The sequence below is a fragment of the Chitinophaga sp. 05T412 genome (assembly GCF_056396465.1).
This window is the reverse complement of record NZ_JBFTLN010000013.1, coordinates 62,673-81,013: the sequence shown is the minus strand read 5'-3', so window position 1 is coordinate 81,013 and position 18,341 is coordinate 62,673. Positions and strand designations below refer to the sequence as shown.

Genomic DNA, 18,341 nt, shown 5'->3' with positions numbered 1-18,341 from the left:
TGTAAATTTGTTAAGTCAGCTATTAGATACCTTGAAACAAAGACACATATGCTACAATTACCTGTTTACCTTGACAATAACGCTACCACGCCCTGCGACCCAAGCGTAGTTGCCGCCATGTTACCTTATTTCACAGAGGTATATGGCAATGCTGCCAGTCGCAGCCATCCATTCGGGTGGGCAGCTCAGGAAGCAGTAGATTATGCCAGGGAACAGGTAGCCAAACTGATTGGCGCCGATACCAAAGAAATTATATTTACCTCCGGCGCAACTGAAGCGGTAAACCTGGCCATTAAAGGCGTATATGAGATGTATGCGACCAAAGGCCGTCATATTATTACCGCGGCCACCGAACATAAAGCTGTACTGGATACCTGCAAACACCTCGAAAAACAAGGCGCTCAAATTACCGTACTGCCGGTAAACAACGAAGGACTGATTGACGTCGCGGCGCTGGAAGCAGCCATTACGCCGCAAACCATCCTGATCAGCATTATGTACGCCAACAACGAAACTGGTACCATACAGCCTGTACAAGCCATCAGCGCCATTGCCAGGAAGCACGGCGTATTGTTTATGTCTGACGCCACACAAGCCGTGGGAAAAATTCCGGTGAACGTAAACACCGACGGTATAGACTTGCTGGCCCTAAGCGCGCATAAATTATACGGTCCCAAAGGAGTAGGCGCCCTATATGTACGCAGACGCTCGCCCCGGGTAATGCTCACCGCCCAGATAGACGGGGGCGGCCACGAACGCGCCATGCGCTCCGGTACCCTGAATGTACCCGGCATAGTAGGCCTGGGCAAAGCCTGCGAACTTTGTGAAACAGCAATGGCGGCCGATAGCGCCAGGATCAGCGTGCTGAGAGATCGACTGGAAAACGCGCTACTACAGCTGGAACAATCATATGTGAATGGGTCCCGCATCCATCGCCTGCCACATACCACCAACCTCTCTTTTAAATATATAGAGGGAGAAGCCCTGATGATGAGCTTCAATAAAAAGATCGCCCTCTCTACCGGTTCCGCCTGTACGTCGGCCTCCCTGGAACCCAGCTACGTGCTGAAAGCACTGGGAATGAGCGACGACCTGGCGCGTGCGTCCCTTCGGTTTGGGCTGGGACGTTTTACCACGGAAGAACAAATTGATTTTACCATCCGTACCATTACAGATGCGGTAAATAAGACGAGAAGTGAAAGCCCAATATGGGAAATGTATAAAGATGGAGTAGACCTGGATACAATAGCCTAAAAGGTAATAGCGTTTAGCTATATTTGTATCTTTACTAATATCCTAATCCTTACAAACTGTTCATGCTAGCCATCTTTAAGAAAGAGATAAACCAGTTCTTCAGCAGTGTTACKGGCTATGTGGCCATTATCCTGTTTTTGCTGGCAAACGGATTACTACTCTTCGTTTTTCCGGAAACCAGTTTGCTCGATACGGGTTATGCGAACCTGGACCCGCTGTTCAACCTGGCCCCCTTCATTTACCTGTTGCTGATACCGGCTATTACCATGCGCTGCTTTGCAGACGAGTTTAAAAGCGGCACCATGGAATTGCTCAGCACCAAACCCGTTACCGGCTGGCAAATAGTGATGGGTAAGTTCTGGGGGAGTATGGTCATTGTACTCATTTCGTTATTACCCACCATCGTATATTATTTTGCCATTCAACAGTTAAGTGTAGATACCCAACAACCAGACACCGGCGGCATTATTGGCTCTTATATAGGCTTACTGCTGTTGGGCGCCTCTTTTACGGCTACTGGCATCTGGTCATCTTCCTTAACCAACAATGCCATGATTGCCTTTCTCATTGCCATTTTTACCTGTTTCATACTGTATAACGGTTTTGACGCTATCAGCAAAGTGCCGGCCTTCACCGGCGGCGCCGATTATTACCTGCAGATGGCGGGCATCAAATTTCACTACGCATCTGTAAGTCGTGGTGTGATTGATAGCCGGGATATCGTTTACTTCATCAGCATCATCGGTCTGATGCTCTATCTTACTAAATTATCCCTCCAAAGAAAACTCTGGCAAAACGGGTAAAAGATTTCCCTTACTAAATGTTATGGCTACACGAAAAAAATACATACAACGTGCAATAGCAATCGTACTGCTACTCACGGGCATCAATATAGCAGCCGCTTACTTTCATGGCAGATGGGATCTGACAAAAGAAAAAAGATATACACTCACCAGCCACACGCGCCAAATGCTGCGTCAGCTGGATAGTCCGGTAGATATTGAAGTATTCCTGAAAGGCGATTATCCCGCCAGCTTCCGTCAGTTGGCACAAGCCACCTCCGAATTACTGGAAGAATTCCGGGAATATGGCAAACAAAATATCCGGTTTACATTTATCAATCCCGGACAGGGCATGAGTGATACCGCCCGCATGAAATTCCTTGGAGAGCTGACCGCCCAGGGTATTATGCCCTTTAACATGCAGGTGCAGCAGGAATCCAACGACGGCTTCGCGCAAAAACTCATCTTTCCCGGTGCACTGGTGCATTACAAAGGGAAATCCGTGGGGGTAAACCTGTTGAAAAATCAGGGTGGACAAGATCCCATGCAGACGATGAATAACTCTGAAGCCCTGCTGGAATACCAGTTTGCCAACGCCATCAACAAACTGCAACAAAAAGAAAAACCACTCATTGGTTATATGCTGGGCCATGGAGAATCCTTAGGCGCTGAGGTATATGACGCCCTGAGCACCCTCCAAAGCAATTACGCCCTGGATACACTTACGTTACAGTCGGCCTCCTTTATTTCGCCCGAGTTCAACGTAATCCTCTTTGCCAAGCCTGCCGGCGCTTTCAGCGATGCAGACAAGCTGAAAATTGATCAATACGTGATGAACGGTGGTAAAGTGTTGTGGTTTATTGATGAATCCAGCGCTTCCATGGACAGCCTCCATCAACAAAATGCTTTTGTGGCGGTAGACCGTGGACTCAACCTGGAAGACCTCCTGTTCCGTTATGGCGTGCGCATTAACCAGGACCTGGTGATGGACCTACAAAGTGATGTAGTGCCGCTGGTAGTAGGCAACGTAGGCAACCGGCCACAAATACAGCCGGTACCTTTTCCTTACTTTCCTATGCTCATGCCTACCAAAGCACATCCTATTGTAAAAAATCTGGATATGCTGCTGAGCCGGTTCGTTAGTTCTATGGATACCATAAAAAATGACGCCATCCGTAAAACGGTGCTGCTGACCACTTCCCGCACCAGTCGCACCATGCGCCTGCCTACCGAAGTGAGCTGGGACGTAGTAAAAACACAACCCAATCCGCGCGAATACCGGCAACAGTACCTCCCGGCGGCTGTTTTACTGGAAGGACACTTTACCTCATTATTTCATAACCGTCAGGACCCATTAGTGGTAGAAGCGCTGCAACGCGCTTCCGGCAAGCCTTTCCGGGACGCAACGGATACCATCAACAAAATGATTGTAGTGAGTGATGGCGACCTGATTGCCAACGCAGTATCCCGTAAAGAAGGCCCACTACAAATGGGGATCAACGAATTTAATCCGGGCTTTGCCTTTGCCAATAAAGAATTTTTCCTGAACTGTCTGGAATACCTCAGTGGTAACAGCGGTATCATGGAAGCGCGCAACAAAGAATTGACGCTGCGCTTGCTTGATAATGGAAAAATAAAGCAGGAAAAAACCAAGTGGCAGGTGATCTGTTTCCTTGTGCCTATTGGGCTGATCCTGTTATTCGCCGTGATTTTCCAATTTATTCGCCAACGGAAATTTGCCGATTAAACTGTTGACAATCTGCTTTCCCAAATACAGCGAAGATTAATATAATATGATCTCCGCTGCATTTTGCTACTGGCTAAAAGCTAAATGCTAATAGCTGTTTCACTATCTTTGCTCCTTCATAAAAAAAATCAACTACATGACCTCCATACAATGGACCTATCTCATATTCTTTATTGTGGTAGTCATTGCATTAATTTTTGACCTGGGTTTATTCAGCAAAAAAAACGAGAAAACAACAATGAAAACTGCCCTATGGCAGAGCATTTTCTGGGTAGGCCTTTCTGTTTTATTTTTTGGATTCATGTGGATAGTAGATGGTTCTGACAAGGCCGTCAGTTTTATGAGTGCTTATCTGATGGAGAAGTCGTTATCCATGGATAATATTTTTGTATTCATCCTCATATTTGGTTTTTTTAAGATAAAAGAAGAAAATTATGCCAGGGTATTACTGATTGGTATTGTGCTGGCTATTATTTTCAGGGCTATCTTTATCAGTGTCGGCGTGGTGTTGATACAGCGGTTTGAGTGGATACTGTATATTTTTGGCGCGTTTCTGCTATATACAGGCTACAAAATGTTTACCGCCAACGCTGAGGATGAATTTAAGCCGGAAGAAAATTTTGCTTACCGGTTTATGAATAAATATATGCGGGTAACAACAGAAGAGCCAAAAGGGCGTTTTGTTATTCGTAAACATAATAAGGCGTATCTCACCACCTTATCACTAGTGGTAGTAATGCTGGCGGTCACTGATATTATATTTGCACTGGATTCCATTCCCGCTGTATTTGCCATATCGAAAGAACCAGTAGTGGTGTATACATCCAATATATTCGCGGTATTAGGACTCAGGTCCTTATTCTTTTTACTGAGGGGAGCGGTAGATAAATTTGATTATTTGCCCCAGGGTATTGCTATTGTGCTTATTTTCATAGGACTGAAAATGCTCATAGAATCTTTTGTTCACATACCCTTATTGGCAAAGTATTATATTCACGTGCCAGTATATGTATCGTTGATAGTGATTATACTATGCCTCGGAGGTTCCATCCTCTATTCCCTCTATCATCAGAAGAAAGAATTGCCGGAAGCAGAAGAGAAGTAAAAAGCAGCTGTAGATAATGTTTTTGCGGCCGCTAAGTGATTATTCAAACCTGATAAACGTGTATAACGCAGCAAGCATCAACAAGACTTTGAAAGGGGAATTGTTGCAAGAGACTGGATTTTCTGAAATTGACCATCTTTTATTGGATAGCAGGAAGCTAAGCTTCCCGGAATCATCGCTGTTCATTTCTTTGGTTAGCCCAAGGCGCAATGCGCACCAATACATTGAAGAACTGTACCGCAAGGGAGTCAGCAATTTTGTGATCAGTGAACCTGTGCCATTGGAAAAATATCCCAAGGCAAATTTCATTTTAGTAAAAGATACCCTGCAGGCGTTGCATACGCTGGTGGCCTTTCATCGCCACCATTTTAATATTCCTGTGATTGGCATTACCGGCAGCAATGGAAAAACCATTGTGAAAGAATGGCTGTATCAATTACTGGAAAAAGATTATAACATAGTACGCAGTCCTAAAAGTTATAATTCCCAGATAGGCGTACCCTTGTCGGTATGGCAAATGAAGCCGGAACACCAACTTGCCATTTTTGAAGCAGGTATTTCACAACCTGGTGAAATGGTGAACCTGGAAAAGATTATCCGTCCTACCATTGGCATTTTCACCAACATCGGAGAAGCCCATAGTGAAGGATTTTTGAATATCCGGCAGAAGATCAATGAGAAGCTGGTGTTGTTTGCCAAAAGTGATATCCTCATTTACTGCAAAGACTACCTGGCCCTCAATGAGTGTGTGCTGGCCTTTCACAACCAGGTAGGTAAAAAAGAAAATCAGGAAGGCGGCGGGCCAGAATTGTTTTCCTGGTCCCGGAAAACAGATGCTGATCTGCGGGTGATCAGTATAGATAAAAATGATAACCACACGCGCATAGACGCCTTGTATAAGCAAGAGCCGCTTCATTTCACCATTCCTTTTGTAGATGAAGGCTCTATCGAAAATGCCATTCACTGCGCTGCCCTCATGCTATACCTGGGTAAGGATGAAGCCGTGATTCAACAACGGATGGATCAACTGAGCAATATTGCCATGCGCCTGGAACTGAAGCAGGGTATCAATAACAGCTCTGTTATTAACGATGCGTACAACCTGGACCTGGGCTCTTTAACCATTGCCCTGGACTTCTTACAGCAACAGCAGCAGCACGCTACCCGCACCGTGATCCTCAGTGATATCCTGCAAAGTGGTAAAAGTGATGCTACCCTGTATGAAGAAGTAGCCGACCTGTTACAGAAGAAAGGCATTAATAAATTAATTGCCATCGGGAAAAACATTGGCCGGGAAAAGAAAAGCTTTCAACAGGTAGAAGGGCTGAAAACACAGTTCTTTACTACTACTGATGAATACATACAACAATTCAACGCAGACGATTTCCAGAATGAAACCATACTGGTAAAGGGTTCCCGCATATTTCAGTTTGAGCGTATCGGCAAATTACTGGAACAGAAAGCGCACCAAACCATCCTGGAAATTAACCTGAGTGCTATTTCACATAACGTGAAGCTGTATCAGTCGCTCCTGAAGCCTGATACCAAATTAATGGCCATGGTGAAAGCATTTTCCTATGGAAGCGGTAGTTTCGAAATAGCCAACCTGTTGCAGTTTCACGGAGTAGACTACCTCGCGGTAGCCTATGCCGATGAAGGCGTGGAGTTAAGAAGGGCCGGTATTACCATGCCTATTATGGTGATGAATCCGGAGCCTGCCAGCTTTGACGCCATTTTGCACTGGAACCTGGAGCCGGAAATTTATTCCATGCAGATATTATTGCAGTTTATGGAAGAAATCACTGCAGCGGGTAAAACAGATTTCCCTATTCACATCAAGCTGGATACGGGTATGCACCGGCTGGGCTTTGTGAAAAGTGAAATTGCGGAACTGGCGCAGTTGCTGACTGCCAGCCCGCTGATGAAAGTACAATCTATTTTCAGCCACCTGGCTGCCAGTGAAGACCCGGCAAAAGATGCCTTTACGCAGCAGCAGGGACGCTTATTTTACGATATGAGTCATGAGCTGCAGAAAGCACTGGGCTACGCGGTAATCCGTCATATTGCCAATAGTGCGGCCATTACACGCCATCCGGATTTACAGCTGGATATGGTGCGGCTGGGTATCGGTATGTATGGCATCGACAGCAGCAATGGTACACAAGACCAACTCCGCAACGTGAGTACCCTGAAAACCACCGTGGCACAGCTGAAGCACCTGGATACCGGCGACTCCGTAGGCTATGGCGCCAAATGGGTAGCCAATGGCCCCTCAGTTACTGCCACCGTACGTATTGGCTATGCGGATGGCTATCCCAGGAGATTGGGGATGGGCGTAGGTAAAATGCTGGTTCGTGGCAAATTAGCCCCTGTAGCGGGCGTTGTGGCCATGGATATGCTCATGCTGGACGTATCMCATATTCCGGACGTGGAAGAAGGAGATGAGGTGATTGTTTTTGGCCAGGACTTGTCTGTACAGGACCTTTCAGCCTGGGCCGACACCATTCCATATGAAATATTAACAGGAATTTCACAGCGGGTAAAAAGGGTATATTTCCAGGAATAATGATATTGCAGGCTTCGACTTTGAAATAAACTATTATTTTTGATAAAATTTTAATATCAGTTGAAATATCGTCACGTAGTATTTATCGTTATCCTGATTCTGATCATTGATCAGACCCTGAAGTTTTGGATCAAAACGCATATGTTTATGCAACAGGAGTTTGTGATCTTCCCTAACTGGTTCCGTATCCACTTTATTGAGAATGAAGGAATGGCCTACGGGCTTAAGTTTGGAGGCGACTTTGGTAAAATTTTGCTTACCATGTTCCGCCTGGTGGCGGTAGTAGTAGGCTTTGTGTACATGAAGAAGCTGATCAAAGAAAAGTACAGTACCGGTTTGCTGATTTGTGGTTCATTGATCCTGGCTGGTGCTGCCGGCAACCTGATAGACAGTATGTTTTATGGCCTGATCTTCAATGATAGCGTAGGTTATGACGTAGCGAAGTTCCTCCCTGCAGGCGGCGGCTATGGCAGCTTCTTACACGGCAGGGTAGTAGATATGCTGTATTTCCCTATCTATGAAGGCTACCTGCCAAGCTGGGTACCGTTCAAAGGAGGCGATTACTTTGTGTTTTTCCGCCCGGTATTCAACGTAGCTGATGCGGCTATTTCAACAGGTGTAGTAGCTATTCTGCTGTTCCAGAAACGTTTTTTCGGCAAGCATATGCAGCCTAAAGAAATAGAACAGCCCGTAGCAAAAGACCATGTAGCGTAATTATTTTTTAAAATATTTATAGGGAGAAGCGTTCGCCAGTGGCGAGCGCTTTCTTTTTTAGGTATGCGGGTGGGAGTCCCCGATATCTGCCCGAAGCACCGGGTGAACGCGGCGGAACATATCTCCCGAAAAAAACTAAAAAAGATAACCACCACCTATTACCTCATTCCCAATGACTTAAAGCCCCAGCTGCGGCTTGTTTACCGGTTACATGACTGCAATTTTCGAACAAATACGCCCATTTGCTTTGAAATAAAAAATATCCGGACTACATTTGTCTACTAATTCTATAGACTATATGATAATAACATTTACCAAACAGCCTATTTATAACCGATGTTGAGGCACGACAACGGTTTTCACATCCCCTTACAATTTTATCTTTCCAGAATCTTATAATGTTAACAACACTATGCAAAAGTTCTTACCTATACTGGCCAAATACCTCTTTGCCATTTTGGTATTCAGTCCGGTACTAGTACAGGCCCAACTCAATGGCTCCTACGTCATTCAGGGAACCATTACAGATGACCATGGGACCGCACTTCCCGGCGCTTCCGTACAAATTAAAGGCACTTCCTTTGGCTCGCAAACAGATGCACAAGGCCATTTCGAAGTGACTACCAACGCTAAATTCCCCCTGAAACTGGTATTCCGGCTGATCGGCTATCAGCCACAGGAATTTGAAGTAAAAAGCACCACCAGCAAACTGGCCATACAGTTATTCACCCAATCATTACTCGTAAATGAAGTAGTGGTATCCGCTTCCCGGCAGCAGGAAAAAATACTCCGCTCCCCGGTAGCCATCGAAAAACTGGATATCCGCGCCCTGAAAGAAACCCCGTCCTCTACTTTCTATGATGCATTGGGTAACCTCAAAGGCGTACAAATGACCACTGCTGGTCTTACCTTCAAAGTATTCAATACCCGCGGCTTCAACGTTCCCAACAACTTCCGCTTTATGCAGCTGGTAGATGGTGTGGATAACCAGGCCGCTACCTTAGGCGTACCTTTGGGTAACGCTATCGGCCCTACGGAGTTGGACATCTCCACCGTAGAAGTAACGCCAGGCGCCTCTTCTGCACTGTATGGTATGAATGCGATTAATGGTATGTCAAACCTCATCACTAAAAATCCTTTCCAGTATCAGGGTGTAAGTGTATACCAAAAAGTAGCCGTCAACCATGTTGGCGACGACGGCGGCGCCAAATTACTCACGGAAACGGCTGTACGCTACGCACAAGCTTATTCGCCCTGGTTTGCGTGGAAAATTAACCTTAGCTACATGCAGGGTACCGACTGGTACGCCGATAACCACACCGACTTTTCCCCACAAACCAAATCCAACCCTGACTTTCCACAGCTAAGCGGCCCTAACAACATCGCCAACGACGCCTGGAATAAATATGGGGATAACTCCAATTTACAGGTAATTGATAAAGATGGTCGCGCTTATACCGTACACCGCACCGGCTACTGGGAAAAAGACCTCGTAGGTGATTATACCGTAAAAAATAAAAAAGCCGACATCTCCCTCAACTTCCGCATGCCCCGTAAACTGGAGCTTTCCGCTTCTTACCGCTATGGTGAAATGGATGGATTCTTTCAACGTGGTAACCGTATTGGCTTACGCGGTGTGACTGTACAAAACGCCAAACTGGAACTAACACATCCGGATTTCACCGTGAGATCTTATATCTCCATCGAAAACACCGGTAACTCATACAACATGAACCCGCTGGCAGATAACCTGGAAAAATCTTTTAAGCCAGATAAAAAATGGCTCTCTGATTATACCGCTGGTCTGAATAACGCCCTCACCGCAGGTTCTGATCTGGTAGCCGCACATCAGGCCGCCCGCTCCTTTGCTGACGCCGGCAGATGGACACCCGGCACTCCTGCATTTGACGCACAGGTAGCTAAAATTAAAAGTATCAACGACTGGGACATTTACCCTACTTCCAAGAACCCCGAAAACACCAGTGGTGGCGCCGCGCTCCTGCAAAAAAGCCGCTTCTATCATACAGAAGGCACCTGGAACCTGCGTAAATACATCCACTTCGCCGATGTATTGGTAGGCGCCGACTATCGCACCTACGAAATTATTCCCGACGGCAACAACTTCGTAGACTTCTCCCGCCCTGCAGATAAACGGAACACACCAGGTGGAAAACACATCTGGTACGGCAAATACGGCGGCTTCGCACAAATCAGTAAAACATTCTTCAACGATGCGTTGAAACTCACCGGCTCCCTGCGCTACGATAAAAACGAGCAATTCGATGGTAAAGTAAACCCACGTATTGCCGCCGTATACAGCATCAAAGACAAACATAACTTCCGTATCTCCTGGCAGAATGGGTTCCGTTTCCCGTCCCTGTTTGAAGCTTACTCCTTCGTAAACAACGGCCAGGTAAGACGTGTAGGCGGTTTGGCGTTCATTGAACAAGGGTTGGGCTACTTTAAAAACTCCTTCCTCACCAGCACCGTAGATGCGTTCGGGGTAGCGGTGAATAAAACCATCAACGCAGAACATATCTCCAAAGATGCTGCCGCCGCTAAAAACGCAGGTATCCTGAAAGTGGCTAACCTGGACCCTATTGTTCCGGAACAAATCACTTCCTTTGAAGCCGGCTATAAAGCAGTGTTACTCGAAAATAAACTGTTCATCGACCTGGATGCATATTATAGCTCTTACAAACATTTCATCGGACAGATAGAAGCTGTAGTGCCTAAAACCGGTAATGTCAACAGCCCCGATCAAACCGTGTTAAATCAGATGCTGGATAAAGCACAGCAAGACCGCTACCGTGTATGGACCAACAGTAAATCTACTGTTAACAACTACGGTTTAGCACTGGCTGTTACTTATGATATCTACAAAGGATACACGGTGAGTGGTAATGCTAACTATAACAAACTGGCGCAGGATAAAACCAAAGATGATGCGTTGATTCCCGGATTTAACACGCCGGATTGGTTCACCAACGTGAGCGTGGGTAACCGCAATGTTTACAAAAATGTAGGCTTCAACGTAGTATGGCACTGGCAGAATACTTTCTACTGGCAGAACCTTTTCGGTAACGGCGATGTGCCTTCTTACAATACGGTGGATGCGCAAATCACCTATCGGGTGCCTAAAATCAATACTTCCTTTAAACTGGGTGCTTCCAATGTGCTGAACAGTAAATACTTCCAGTACGTAGGTGGTCCTACTATCGGCGGATTGTACTACTTAGCTGTAACATATGATAATGTGTTCAAGAAGATCAAATAGCTTGTTTCAATCATAAAAAAAGGAACGGAGAACATGTCATGTTCTCCGTTCCTTTTTTATAAAAAGCGAATCGCTTATTTTATTTCTCCTACCATGTGTGCAGGTACTACCCATTCATCAAATTCAGCAGGGGTTACATAACCCAGTTTCACTGCCATTTCTTTGAGGGTGGTGCCTTCTTTATGGGCTTTCTGTGCAATTTCAGCCGCTTTGTAATACCCAATTTTGGTATTCAGCGCGGTTACCAGCATCAGGGAATTTTCTACGTGTTTTTGGATATTGGCTTCGATTGGCTCAATACCTTCTGCACATTTATCATTGAAGCTTACGCAGCCATCACCAATCAGGCGGGCAGAGTGCAGGAAGTTGAAGATCATCACTGGTTTGAACACGTTCAGTTCAAAGTGACCGTTAGCGCCGCCAATGCTGATGGCTACATCGTTACCCATTACCTGTGCAGCAATCATAGTGAGTGCTTCACACTGTGTTGGGTTTACTTTACCTGGCATGATAGAAGATCCCGGCTCATTGTCAGGGATATGAATTTCGCCAATACCTGCGCGTGGGCCGGAGCTTAACATGCGGATATCGTTGGCTATCTTCATTAAACTTACTGCTACTGTTTTCAGTGCACCATGCGCTTCTACGATAGCATCATGTGCTGCCAGTGCTTCAAATTTATTTTCTGCTGTAACAAAAGGAATACCGGTTAACTGCGCGATATTTTTAGCTACGTTTTCAGAATATCCTTTAGGTGTGTTGATACCAGTACCTACGGCAGTACCACCCAATGCAAGTTCGCTCAGATGCGGCAGGGAGTTGTTGATGGCTTTCAGGCCATGGGTCAGCTGTGCTACATAGCCACTGATTTCCTGACCGAGGGTGAGCGGGGTAGCATCCATGAAGTGGGTACGACCAATTTTCACCACGTGTTTAAAAGCTTCTGCTTTTTTAGCGAGGGTATCGCGGAGCTTTTGAATACCGGGAATAGTTACTTCCAGCAGCATTTTATAAGCAGCGATGTGCATCGCAGTAGGGAAGGTATCGTTAGAGGATTGTGATTTGTTCACATCATCATTAGGGTGAACGAATTTATCCTTGTCGGTGAGCTGACCGCCGTGTAATACGTGTGYGCGGTAAGCCACTACTTCGTTTACGTTCATGTTGGACTGCGTACCGGAACCGGTTTGCCAAACTACCAGTGGAAACTGGTCATCCAGTTTACCTTCCAGGATTTCATCGCATACCTGACCAATCAGATCACTTTTTTCTTTCGGCAGCACGCCTGCTTCCACGTTGGTGATAGCGGCGGCTTTCTTCAGATAAGCAAATGCCTTAATAATTTCTTTCGGCATTTTGTTGATATCCTGCGCAATCTTGAAATTTTCAATGGAGCGCTGTGTTTGAGCGCCATAATAGGCATTTACAGGCACTTTCACCTCGCCCATCGTGTCTTTCTCTATTCTGAATTCCATGACTTAAACTTTTAAGGGTACAAAAGTACGGCATTACGGATAGGGCAGCAAGCTATTCTCCCTTAAAATTCGGTTGTCTTTTCTGTATGAAGGCAGCTGCGCCTTCTTCGAGGTCTTTGGTGGCAAAGCAAGCGCCGAATTCTTTGAGTTCCAGCTCAAAGCCATCCTGGTCTTTATCCAATGCAGCATTGGCGCATTTAATTACGCGGGCAATGGCCAGAGGGGCTTTTGTTTGTATTTTTCGTAAGATGGATACCGCTTTGGGGAGCAATTCTTCAAGTTTTACCACATGGTTCACGAGACCCCAGGCCTGTGCTTCCGCAGCGGTAATCATGTCGCCGGTCATCATCAGCTCCATGGCTTTGCCTTTGCCTATCAGCTGGGTAAGGCGCTGGGTGCCGCCATATCCGGGAATGAGGCCCAGGTTTACTTCCGGCTGACCGAATTTGGCGTTTTCGCTGGCAATGCGGAAATGACAGGCCATAGCCAGTTCACAACCACCGCCGAGGGCGAAACCGTTTACTGCTGCAATAATGGGCTTAGGGCAGCTTTCTATGCGTTTAAAAATAACATGTCCTTTTTTAGCCAGTTCTTCGCCTTGCTTATCTGATAAGGTAAGGAACTCACTGATATCTGCACCTGCCACAAAAGCCTTTTCACCGGAGCCGGTAATCAGGGCGCCTTTAATTTCCCGGTTGCCATAAATCTCATCTACCACCAGTGCCAGTTCCGCCAGCACCTGCTGGTTGAGCGCATTCATTTTTTCCGGGCGGTTGATCGTGATCGTCAGAATATTATTATCCAGTTGTGTGCTTAACGTCTGATACATGAGCTGTATTTTTAGTTTATCAATATTAAGCAATATTCAATAACCTAACGAATCAGGCCGGCAATAGCAGTCCATTCCAGCATTTGCACAAAAAAGCCGGTACTCCGCAATATGGAGTACCGGCAGGATTATACTAAAGCTGTGCTATGCTAATAATTTACTTCAAACTCTGTCTTCCCGCTCTTCATCTTCATATAGTGTCTTTTCTTCTTTACTTTAAAATAATTGATACCGTTGAAATTGTAGCTCAGCGTAACAAACATCAGGTTAGCTTCCAGATTTTTGTAGGGATACACCGTATTTCCTTTAACGGTAGTTTTAAAGTCCTGGTTAAAGAAGTTCTGCGGGTAATACTGCACCTTTAGTCCAAATCCGGGATGGACGCGGAATCCGGCAAACAGGGAGGGCATTAACAACGGCGTACGATCGCTGAACCATTCGTTGAATTTGTGCTCTTTTTTTCCGTTTATGAACTGTTTTTCCTTATAGTTGATGGCCAGGTCTATTTCGCCGCCGGCAAAGAAGAAGAAGCTACCGCCCGATAAATCGCCGATTTTGAAGCCCAGCGGTATACCGATGGTATACACCCGTTGCTTCACTTTCAACGAATCATATGGTTTGGAAATCAACCCAATATTCTTGAGATTCAGGCCCGTAAAGAAGCCCAGGTGCCGGCTGACATCTTTATTGAAGTTAGTACCAATGTTGAAAAACAGGGTAAAGCGCGGGATATTCCGCAGATGTTCCCCGTTATCCTTCATGTTGGCAAAAGATAATAACGCGCCCTCACCGCCACGGGTTACGTATATCCCTTGCCGGTGTTTGGGGTATTTGCCAAAAATAATGGAGAAGGAAGTAGTTCTCTCCGTGGAATGGTTTACCGTAGTATCAGTGGCAGCGGTGCTGGCCGAATCTTTCTTATCCTGTGCAAAAGCAAAAACACGACAACTCATCAGCAGCAGTACCAGGAATAGCGGGCGTAACGTACATTTCATAATAACGGGTGTTGTGGTTTTTTAGACTTGGTGGACTATTTCACCTAAAGACGACCCGGTTAAAGAAATGTTACGACGATTTCAGAAAAATTTTAAAAATTTCTGTGAGAGGCCACCCAGTGTGTGATATATTCGGAAATATCTTTGGTATTGGTACCGGGAGGGAACAATTTACCTACCCCCATTTCCTGGAGGGCTTCCATATCGGCATCTGGGATAATACCGCCGCCGGTTAGCAGCACGTCATTCATTCCTTTTTCCTTCATCTGGGCAATTATTTTAGGGAATACGGTCATATGAGCTCCGGAGAGGATGCTCACGCCAATAGCGTCCACATCTTCCTGCAGTGCGGCATTTACTACCATTTCGGGCGTTTGACGGAGACCAGTATATATTACTTCCATACCAGCATCCCGCAACGCGGCCGCAATTACTTTTGCCCCACGATCATGGCCATCAAGGCCCACTTTAGCTACCAAAACACGAACAGGACGATTTAACGGGTTGACCATACCAATTATCATATTAAGGAAGTAAATGTACGAAAAAGCGGAAAGCATAAAGCATAAAGCAAAAAGCTATTGTAGTGGCGGTTAGAGCGGATTTTGTCTTTGTTCAGGATTAAACTGATTTTACTGATTTTTATCTTTTGATTTTAAGTAATAAAGGAAGATATCTGCTATCATCCACCTAAATCTTTAAAATATAATCATCAAAATCAGTTTAATCCTGAACAAAGACAAAATCCGCTCCGGTCATCCGTTTCAATGGCTTTTTGCTTTATGCTTTATGCTTTCCGCTTTTTCGTACATTTGTCCTCCAAGATAAAAAGCATTATGAGCGAAGAAAGATCCCTCAACTTTATAGAACAAATTGTTGAAGAAGACATAGCGAACGGCGTTAATGATGGTCGTGTACTGACGCGTTTCCCGCCGGAACCGAATGGCTACCTGCATATCGGGCATGCCAAATCCATCGTTCTGAACTTTGGTCTGGCCCAGAGATATAACGGAAAAACCAATCTTCGCTTCGATGATACCAACCCGGTAACAGAAGACACAGAGTATGTGGAGTCTATCAAAGAAGACATCCGCTGGCTGGGATTCGAGTGGGAAAAAGAACTGTATGCCTCCGATTATTTTGAACAGCTCTACGCTTTTGCAGTAAAACTGATTGAAAAAGGCCTGGCCTATGTAGAAGATGCTACCGCGGAGCAAATTGCCGCCGCCAAAGGTACACCTACTACTCCTGGTACCCCTACACCCGCCAGAAGCCGCTCTGTAGCGGAAAACCTGGACCTGTTTGCCCGTATGCGCGCCGGTGAGTTCAAAGACGGAGAAAAAACACTCCGCGCCAAAGGCGACCTGGCCGCTCCCAACATGCATATGCGCGACCCGCTGATGTATCGCATTAAACATGCCCATCACCACCGCACCGGCGATGCATGGTGTATTTACCCCATGTACGACTTCGCCCACGGCCAAAGTGATAGCATTGAAAATATTACCCACTCCATTTGTACACTGGAATTTATTCCTCACCGTCCGCTGTACGACTGGTTTATCAAAGAACTGGATATATTCCCCAGCCACCAATACGAGTTTGCCCGTTTAAACCTCACTTACACGGTGATGAGTAAACGTAAACTGAAACAACTGGTGGAAGAAAAACATGTACGCGGCTGGGATGATCCCCGCATGCCTACTATCAGCGGCTTACGCCGCCGTGGCTACACCGCCGCCAGCATCCGTATGCTCTGCGAGCGCGTAGGTGTTCAGAAACGCGATAACATGATTGAACTGGGACTACTGGAATTCTGCATCCGCGAAGAGCTGAACAAAACTGCTAATCGCGTTATGGCCGTACTGGACCCGGTTAAACTGGTGATCACCAACTATCCGGAAGGACAAGTAGAAGAACTGACCGCCGAAAACAATCCGGAAGACGAAAACGGCGGCACCCGCACCCTTCACTTCAGCAACACCCTGTATATTGAGCGGGAAGACTTCATGGAAAATCCTCCTAAGAAATTCTTCCGTTTAGGCCCTGGTAATATGGTGCGCCTGAAGAACGCTTATATCATCAAAGGAGAAAGCTGCGATAAAGATGCAGATGGTAACATCACCACCATCTACGCTACCTATCTGCCAGAAAGCAAGAGTGGCGGCGATCAGAGCGGTTTAACCGTTAAAGGTACCATCCACTGGGTGAGCGCTGCACATGCCGCTACCGCTGAAGTACGTATCTACGATCGTTTATTCACCGCAGAAAATCCTGCTGCCGAAGAAGGAGATTTCAAATCACTGATTAATCCGGACTCCTTACAAATAATAGAAAAAGCATTCGTAGAACCAGGTCTGCTGCAAGCTAAACCAGGTGAACGTTTCCAGTTCCTGCGTAAAGGATACTACTCCGTTGATCCGGATAGCACGCCTGAAAAAGTGGTATTCAACAGAACCGTGACGTTGAAAGATGCGTGGGCGAAAGAAAACGCAAAAGGGAAGTAAGATTTTATTTAGATAAGTGAAAGCCGGGCAGTTACTGTCCGGCTTTTTTTTGTGTATAGGGATTAGAGTTTAAAAATATTTTTTATGGCAAAAAAGAAGACCCGTATTAAACAAATAGATGTAGCAAAGTTAGATCCTCAATTGATGAAGGAAGCGATGAAACTCAAAAATGTAAAAGCTCTTGAGGATGTGATCAATTCAGCGTTGAGTGAATATATCGTTCGTGCTAAAAGACGAGAATCACTGAACTTAGATAACTCCCAAAAAATCTTTTGGGATGGATATCTGGAGCAATTGTATGGCCTATGATTCAGCACATCTCATTTTGCAAAATCAAGAATGATTTTTCTCAAAATTAAATCACGAATAGGCAATATTTCCGGGCCTTCTATAGATTTTATTCTTTAAATTTATTACTCACTAAAACCATATTTTTTATGTCAAAGACTAGTATTGATTTAGACGACAAACTTATAAATGAGGCTATGCGCCTTTGCAAAGGGAGGACCAAGAAAGAGGTAGTAAATATGGCACTTCAAAAACTTATTATGGGCATCAGTCAGCAAAAGTTTTTAAAACTACGGGGAAAAATTAATTGGGAAGGAGAATTAGATAAAATGCGCAGCTAATGAAACAGCCACTACTTTTTGACTCATCTATCTGGATTGATGGATTTCGCAATAATGAAACTCCTGAAGTCGATTTGCTAAATTACTATATTCAAAACAACTTTGAAATCCCGCTTGTTCCTACTGTAGTCCAAGAAGTCCTACAAGGGATAGGGAATGATCACGAACACAGGAAGATGAAAGAAACGTTTCGTGGATTTACTCAACTGGAAATTCCTTCTATGGTAGCTGCACATGGGGCTGCCGAACTATTTCGGTTACTCCGTAAAAAGGGCGTTACTATTCGCAAAAGCCATGATTGCCTGATCGCTTTCTATGCTATGAGTTTCGACTTGGAACTTGTTCACAAAGACAGTGACTTTGATTTAATTAGTTCTCATTTCAGTCTAAAAACGTGGAAAAACAACAAAGGCTAAACGATTCTCACCGCCTAGCCTTTATCTATGTAACTACTAACAATT

General features: G+C 45.4%; 15 protein-coding genes. 11 read left to right on the top strand and 4 right to left on the bottom strand.

Features of this window, described 5'->3' with window-relative positions:
* The first annotated feature begins 48 nt into the window (after positions 1–48).
* The 7 genes from AC1DFM_RS25425 (at position 49) to AC1DFM_RS25395 (ending at position 11,445) form a co-directional block, all read left to right on the top strand.
* A complete protein-coding gene (locus AC1DFM_RS25425) occupies positions 49–1,254 on the top strand; it encodes an IscS subfamily cysteine desulfurase (protein WP_477079585.1) in 1,206 nt (401 codons plus the stop codon).
* Between the two features lie 62 nt (positions 1,255–1,316).
* Positions 1,317–2,057 (top strand): gliding motility-associated ABC transporter permease subunit GldF, encoded by a 741-nt coding sequence (gene gldF, locus AC1DFM_RS25420; RefSeq protein WP_477079584.1) that lies wholly within the window; start codon positions 1,317–1,319, stop codon positions 2,055–2,057.
* 22 nt (positions 2,058–2,079) lie between these two features.
* A complete protein-coding gene (gene gldG / locus AC1DFM_RS25415; RefSeq protein WP_477079583.1) occupies positions 2,080–3,783 on the top strand; it encodes a gliding motility-associated ABC transporter substrate-binding protein GldG in 1,704 nt (567 codons plus the stop codon).
* Between the two features lie 136 nt (positions 3,784–3,919).
* Positions 3,920–4,888, top strand: coding sequence for a TerC/Alx family metal homeostasis membrane protein (locus AC1DFM_RS25410; protein WP_477079582.1), 969 nt, complete (start codon positions 3,920–3,922; stop codon positions 4,886–4,888).
* A 58-nt stretch (positions 4,889–4,946) separates the two neighbouring features.
* A complete protein-coding gene (locus tag AC1DFM_RS25405; protein WP_477079581.1) occupies positions 4,947–7,454 on the top strand; it encodes a bifunctional UDP-N-acetylmuramoyl-tripeptide:D-alanyl-D-alanine ligase/alanine racemase in 2,508 nt (835 codons plus the stop codon).
* 60 nt (positions 7,455–7,514) lie between these two features.
* Positions 7,515–8,168 (top strand): lipoprotein signal peptidase, encoded by a 654-nt coding sequence (locus tag AC1DFM_RS25400; RefSeq protein WP_477079580.1) that lies wholly within the window; start codon positions 7,515–7,517, stop codon positions 8,166–8,168.
* 412 nt (positions 8,169–8,580) lie between these two features.
* The gene (locus tag AC1DFM_RS25395) at positions 8,581–11,445 is read left to right on the top strand and encodes a TonB-dependent receptor (RefSeq protein WP_477079579.1); all 2,865 of its coding nucleotides are present in this window, start codon (positions 8,581–8,583) and stop codon (positions 11,443–11,445) included.
* 74 nt (positions 11,446–11,519) lie between these two features.
* On the opposite strand, the gene fumC is transcribed toward AC1DFM_RS25395, so the two are convergent.
* From fumC to AC1DFM_RS25375, 4 genes are all read right to left on the bottom strand, one after another.
* A complete protein-coding gene (fumC, locus tag AC1DFM_RS25390) occupies positions 11,520–12,920 on the bottom strand; it encodes a class II fumarate hydratase (RefSeq protein WP_477079578.1) in 1,401 nt (466 codons plus the stop codon).
* 52 nt (positions 12,921–12,972) lie between these two features.
* Positions 12,973–13,749: an enoyl-CoA hydratase/isomerase family protein gene (locus AC1DFM_RS25385; RefSeq protein ID WP_477079577.1), complete on the bottom strand. Its 777-nt coding sequence runs from the start codon at positions 13,747–13,749 to the stop codon at positions 12,973–12,975.
* 149 nt (positions 13,750–13,898) lie between these two features.
* Entirely contained in the window at positions 13,899–14,744 is an 846-nt protein-coding gene (locus AC1DFM_RS25380; protein ID WP_477079576.1) for a hypothetical protein, read from the bottom strand.
* A gap of 92 nt (positions 14,745–14,836) precedes the next feature.
* Entirely contained in the window at positions 14,837–15,256 is a 420-nt protein-coding gene (locus AC1DFM_RS25375; RefSeq protein WP_477079575.1) for a cobalamin B12-binding domain-containing protein, read from the bottom strand.
* Positions 15,257–15,580: 324 nt separating this feature from the next.
* On the opposite strand from AC1DFM_RS25375, the gene AC1DFM_RS25370 reads away from it, so the two are divergent.
* The 4 genes from AC1DFM_RS25370 to vapC all read left to right on the top strand — a co-directional run bounded on the left by AC1DFM_RS25370 (position 15,581) and on the right by vapC (position 18,296).
* A complete protein-coding gene (locus AC1DFM_RS25370) occupies positions 15,581–17,251 on the top strand; it encodes a glutamine--tRNA ligase/YqeY domain fusion protein (RefSeq protein WP_477079574.1) in 1,671 nt (556 codons plus the stop codon).
* 84 nt (positions 17,252–17,335) lie between these two features.
* Positions 17,336–17,560 carry a type II toxin-antitoxin system VapB family antitoxin gene (locus tag AC1DFM_RS25365; protein ID WP_477079573.1) on the top strand — a complete coding sequence of 75 codons (225 nt, stop codon included), beginning with the start codon at positions 17,336–17,338 and terminating at the stop codon, positions 17,558–17,560.
* 128 nt (positions 17,561–17,688) lie between these two features.
* A complete protein-coding gene (locus AC1DFM_RS25360) occupies positions 17,689–17,880 on the top strand; it encodes a type II toxin-antitoxin system VapB family antitoxin (RefSeq protein ID WP_477079572.1) in 192 nt (63 codons plus the stop codon).
* Complete coding sequence (gene vapC / locus AC1DFM_RS25355) at positions 17,880–18,296, top strand: type II toxin-antitoxin system VapC family toxin (RefSeq protein WP_477079571.1); 417 nt, start codon at positions 17,880–17,882, stop codon at positions 18,294–18,296. The genes AC1DFM_RS25360 and vapC overlap by 1 nt, the downstream gene beginning before the upstream one ends.
* Positions 18,297–18,341 lie beyond the last annotated feature (45 nt).

What these genes read in the sequence shown, in the direction of transcription:
- AC1DFM_RS25425 (WP_477079585.1), top strand. Translation starts at nt 49, where the DNA reads ATGCTACAATTACCTGTTTACCTTGACAATAACGCTACCACGCCCTGC.
- gldG (WP_477079583.1), top strand. Translation starts at nt 2,080, where the DNA reads ATGGCTACACGAAAAAAATACATACAACGTGCAATAGCAATCGTACTG.
- AC1DFM_RS25410 (WP_477079582.1), top strand. Translation starts at nt 3,920, where the DNA reads ATGACCTCCATACAATGGACCTATCTCATATTCTTTATTGTGGTAGTC.
- AC1DFM_RS25395 (WP_477079579.1), top strand. Translation starts at nt 8,581, where the DNA reads ATGCAAAAGTTCTTACCTATACTGGCCAAATACCTCTTTGCCATTTTG.
- AC1DFM_RS25385 (WP_477079577.1), bottom strand. Translation starts at nt 13,749, where the DNA reads ATGTATCAGACGTTAAGCACACAACTGGATAATAATATTCTGACGATC.
- AC1DFM_RS25380 (WP_477079576.1), bottom strand. Translation starts at nt 14,744, where the DNA reads ATGAAATGTACGTTACGCCCGCTATTCCTGGTACTGCTGCTGATGAGT.
- AC1DFM_RS25375 (WP_477079575.1), bottom strand. Translation starts at nt 15,256, where the DNA reads ATGGTCAACCCGTTAAATCGTCCTGTTCGTGTTTTGGTAGCTAAAGTG.
- AC1DFM_RS25370 (WP_477079574.1), top strand. Translation starts at nt 15,581, where the DNA reads ATGAGCGAAGAAAGATCCCTCAACTTTATAGAACAAATTGTTGAAGAA.
- AC1DFM_RS25365 (WP_477079573.1), top strand. Translation starts at nt 17,336, where the DNA reads ATGGCAAAAAAGAAGACCCGTATTAAACAAATAGATGTAGCAAAGTTA.
- AC1DFM_RS25360 (WP_477079572.1), top strand. Translation starts at nt 17,689, where the DNA reads ATGTCAAAGACTAGTATTGATTTAGACGACAAACTTATAAATGAGGCT.
- vapC (WP_477079571.1), top strand. Translation starts at nt 17,880, where the DNA reads ATGAAACAGCCACTACTTTTTGACTCATCTATCTGGATTGATGGATTT.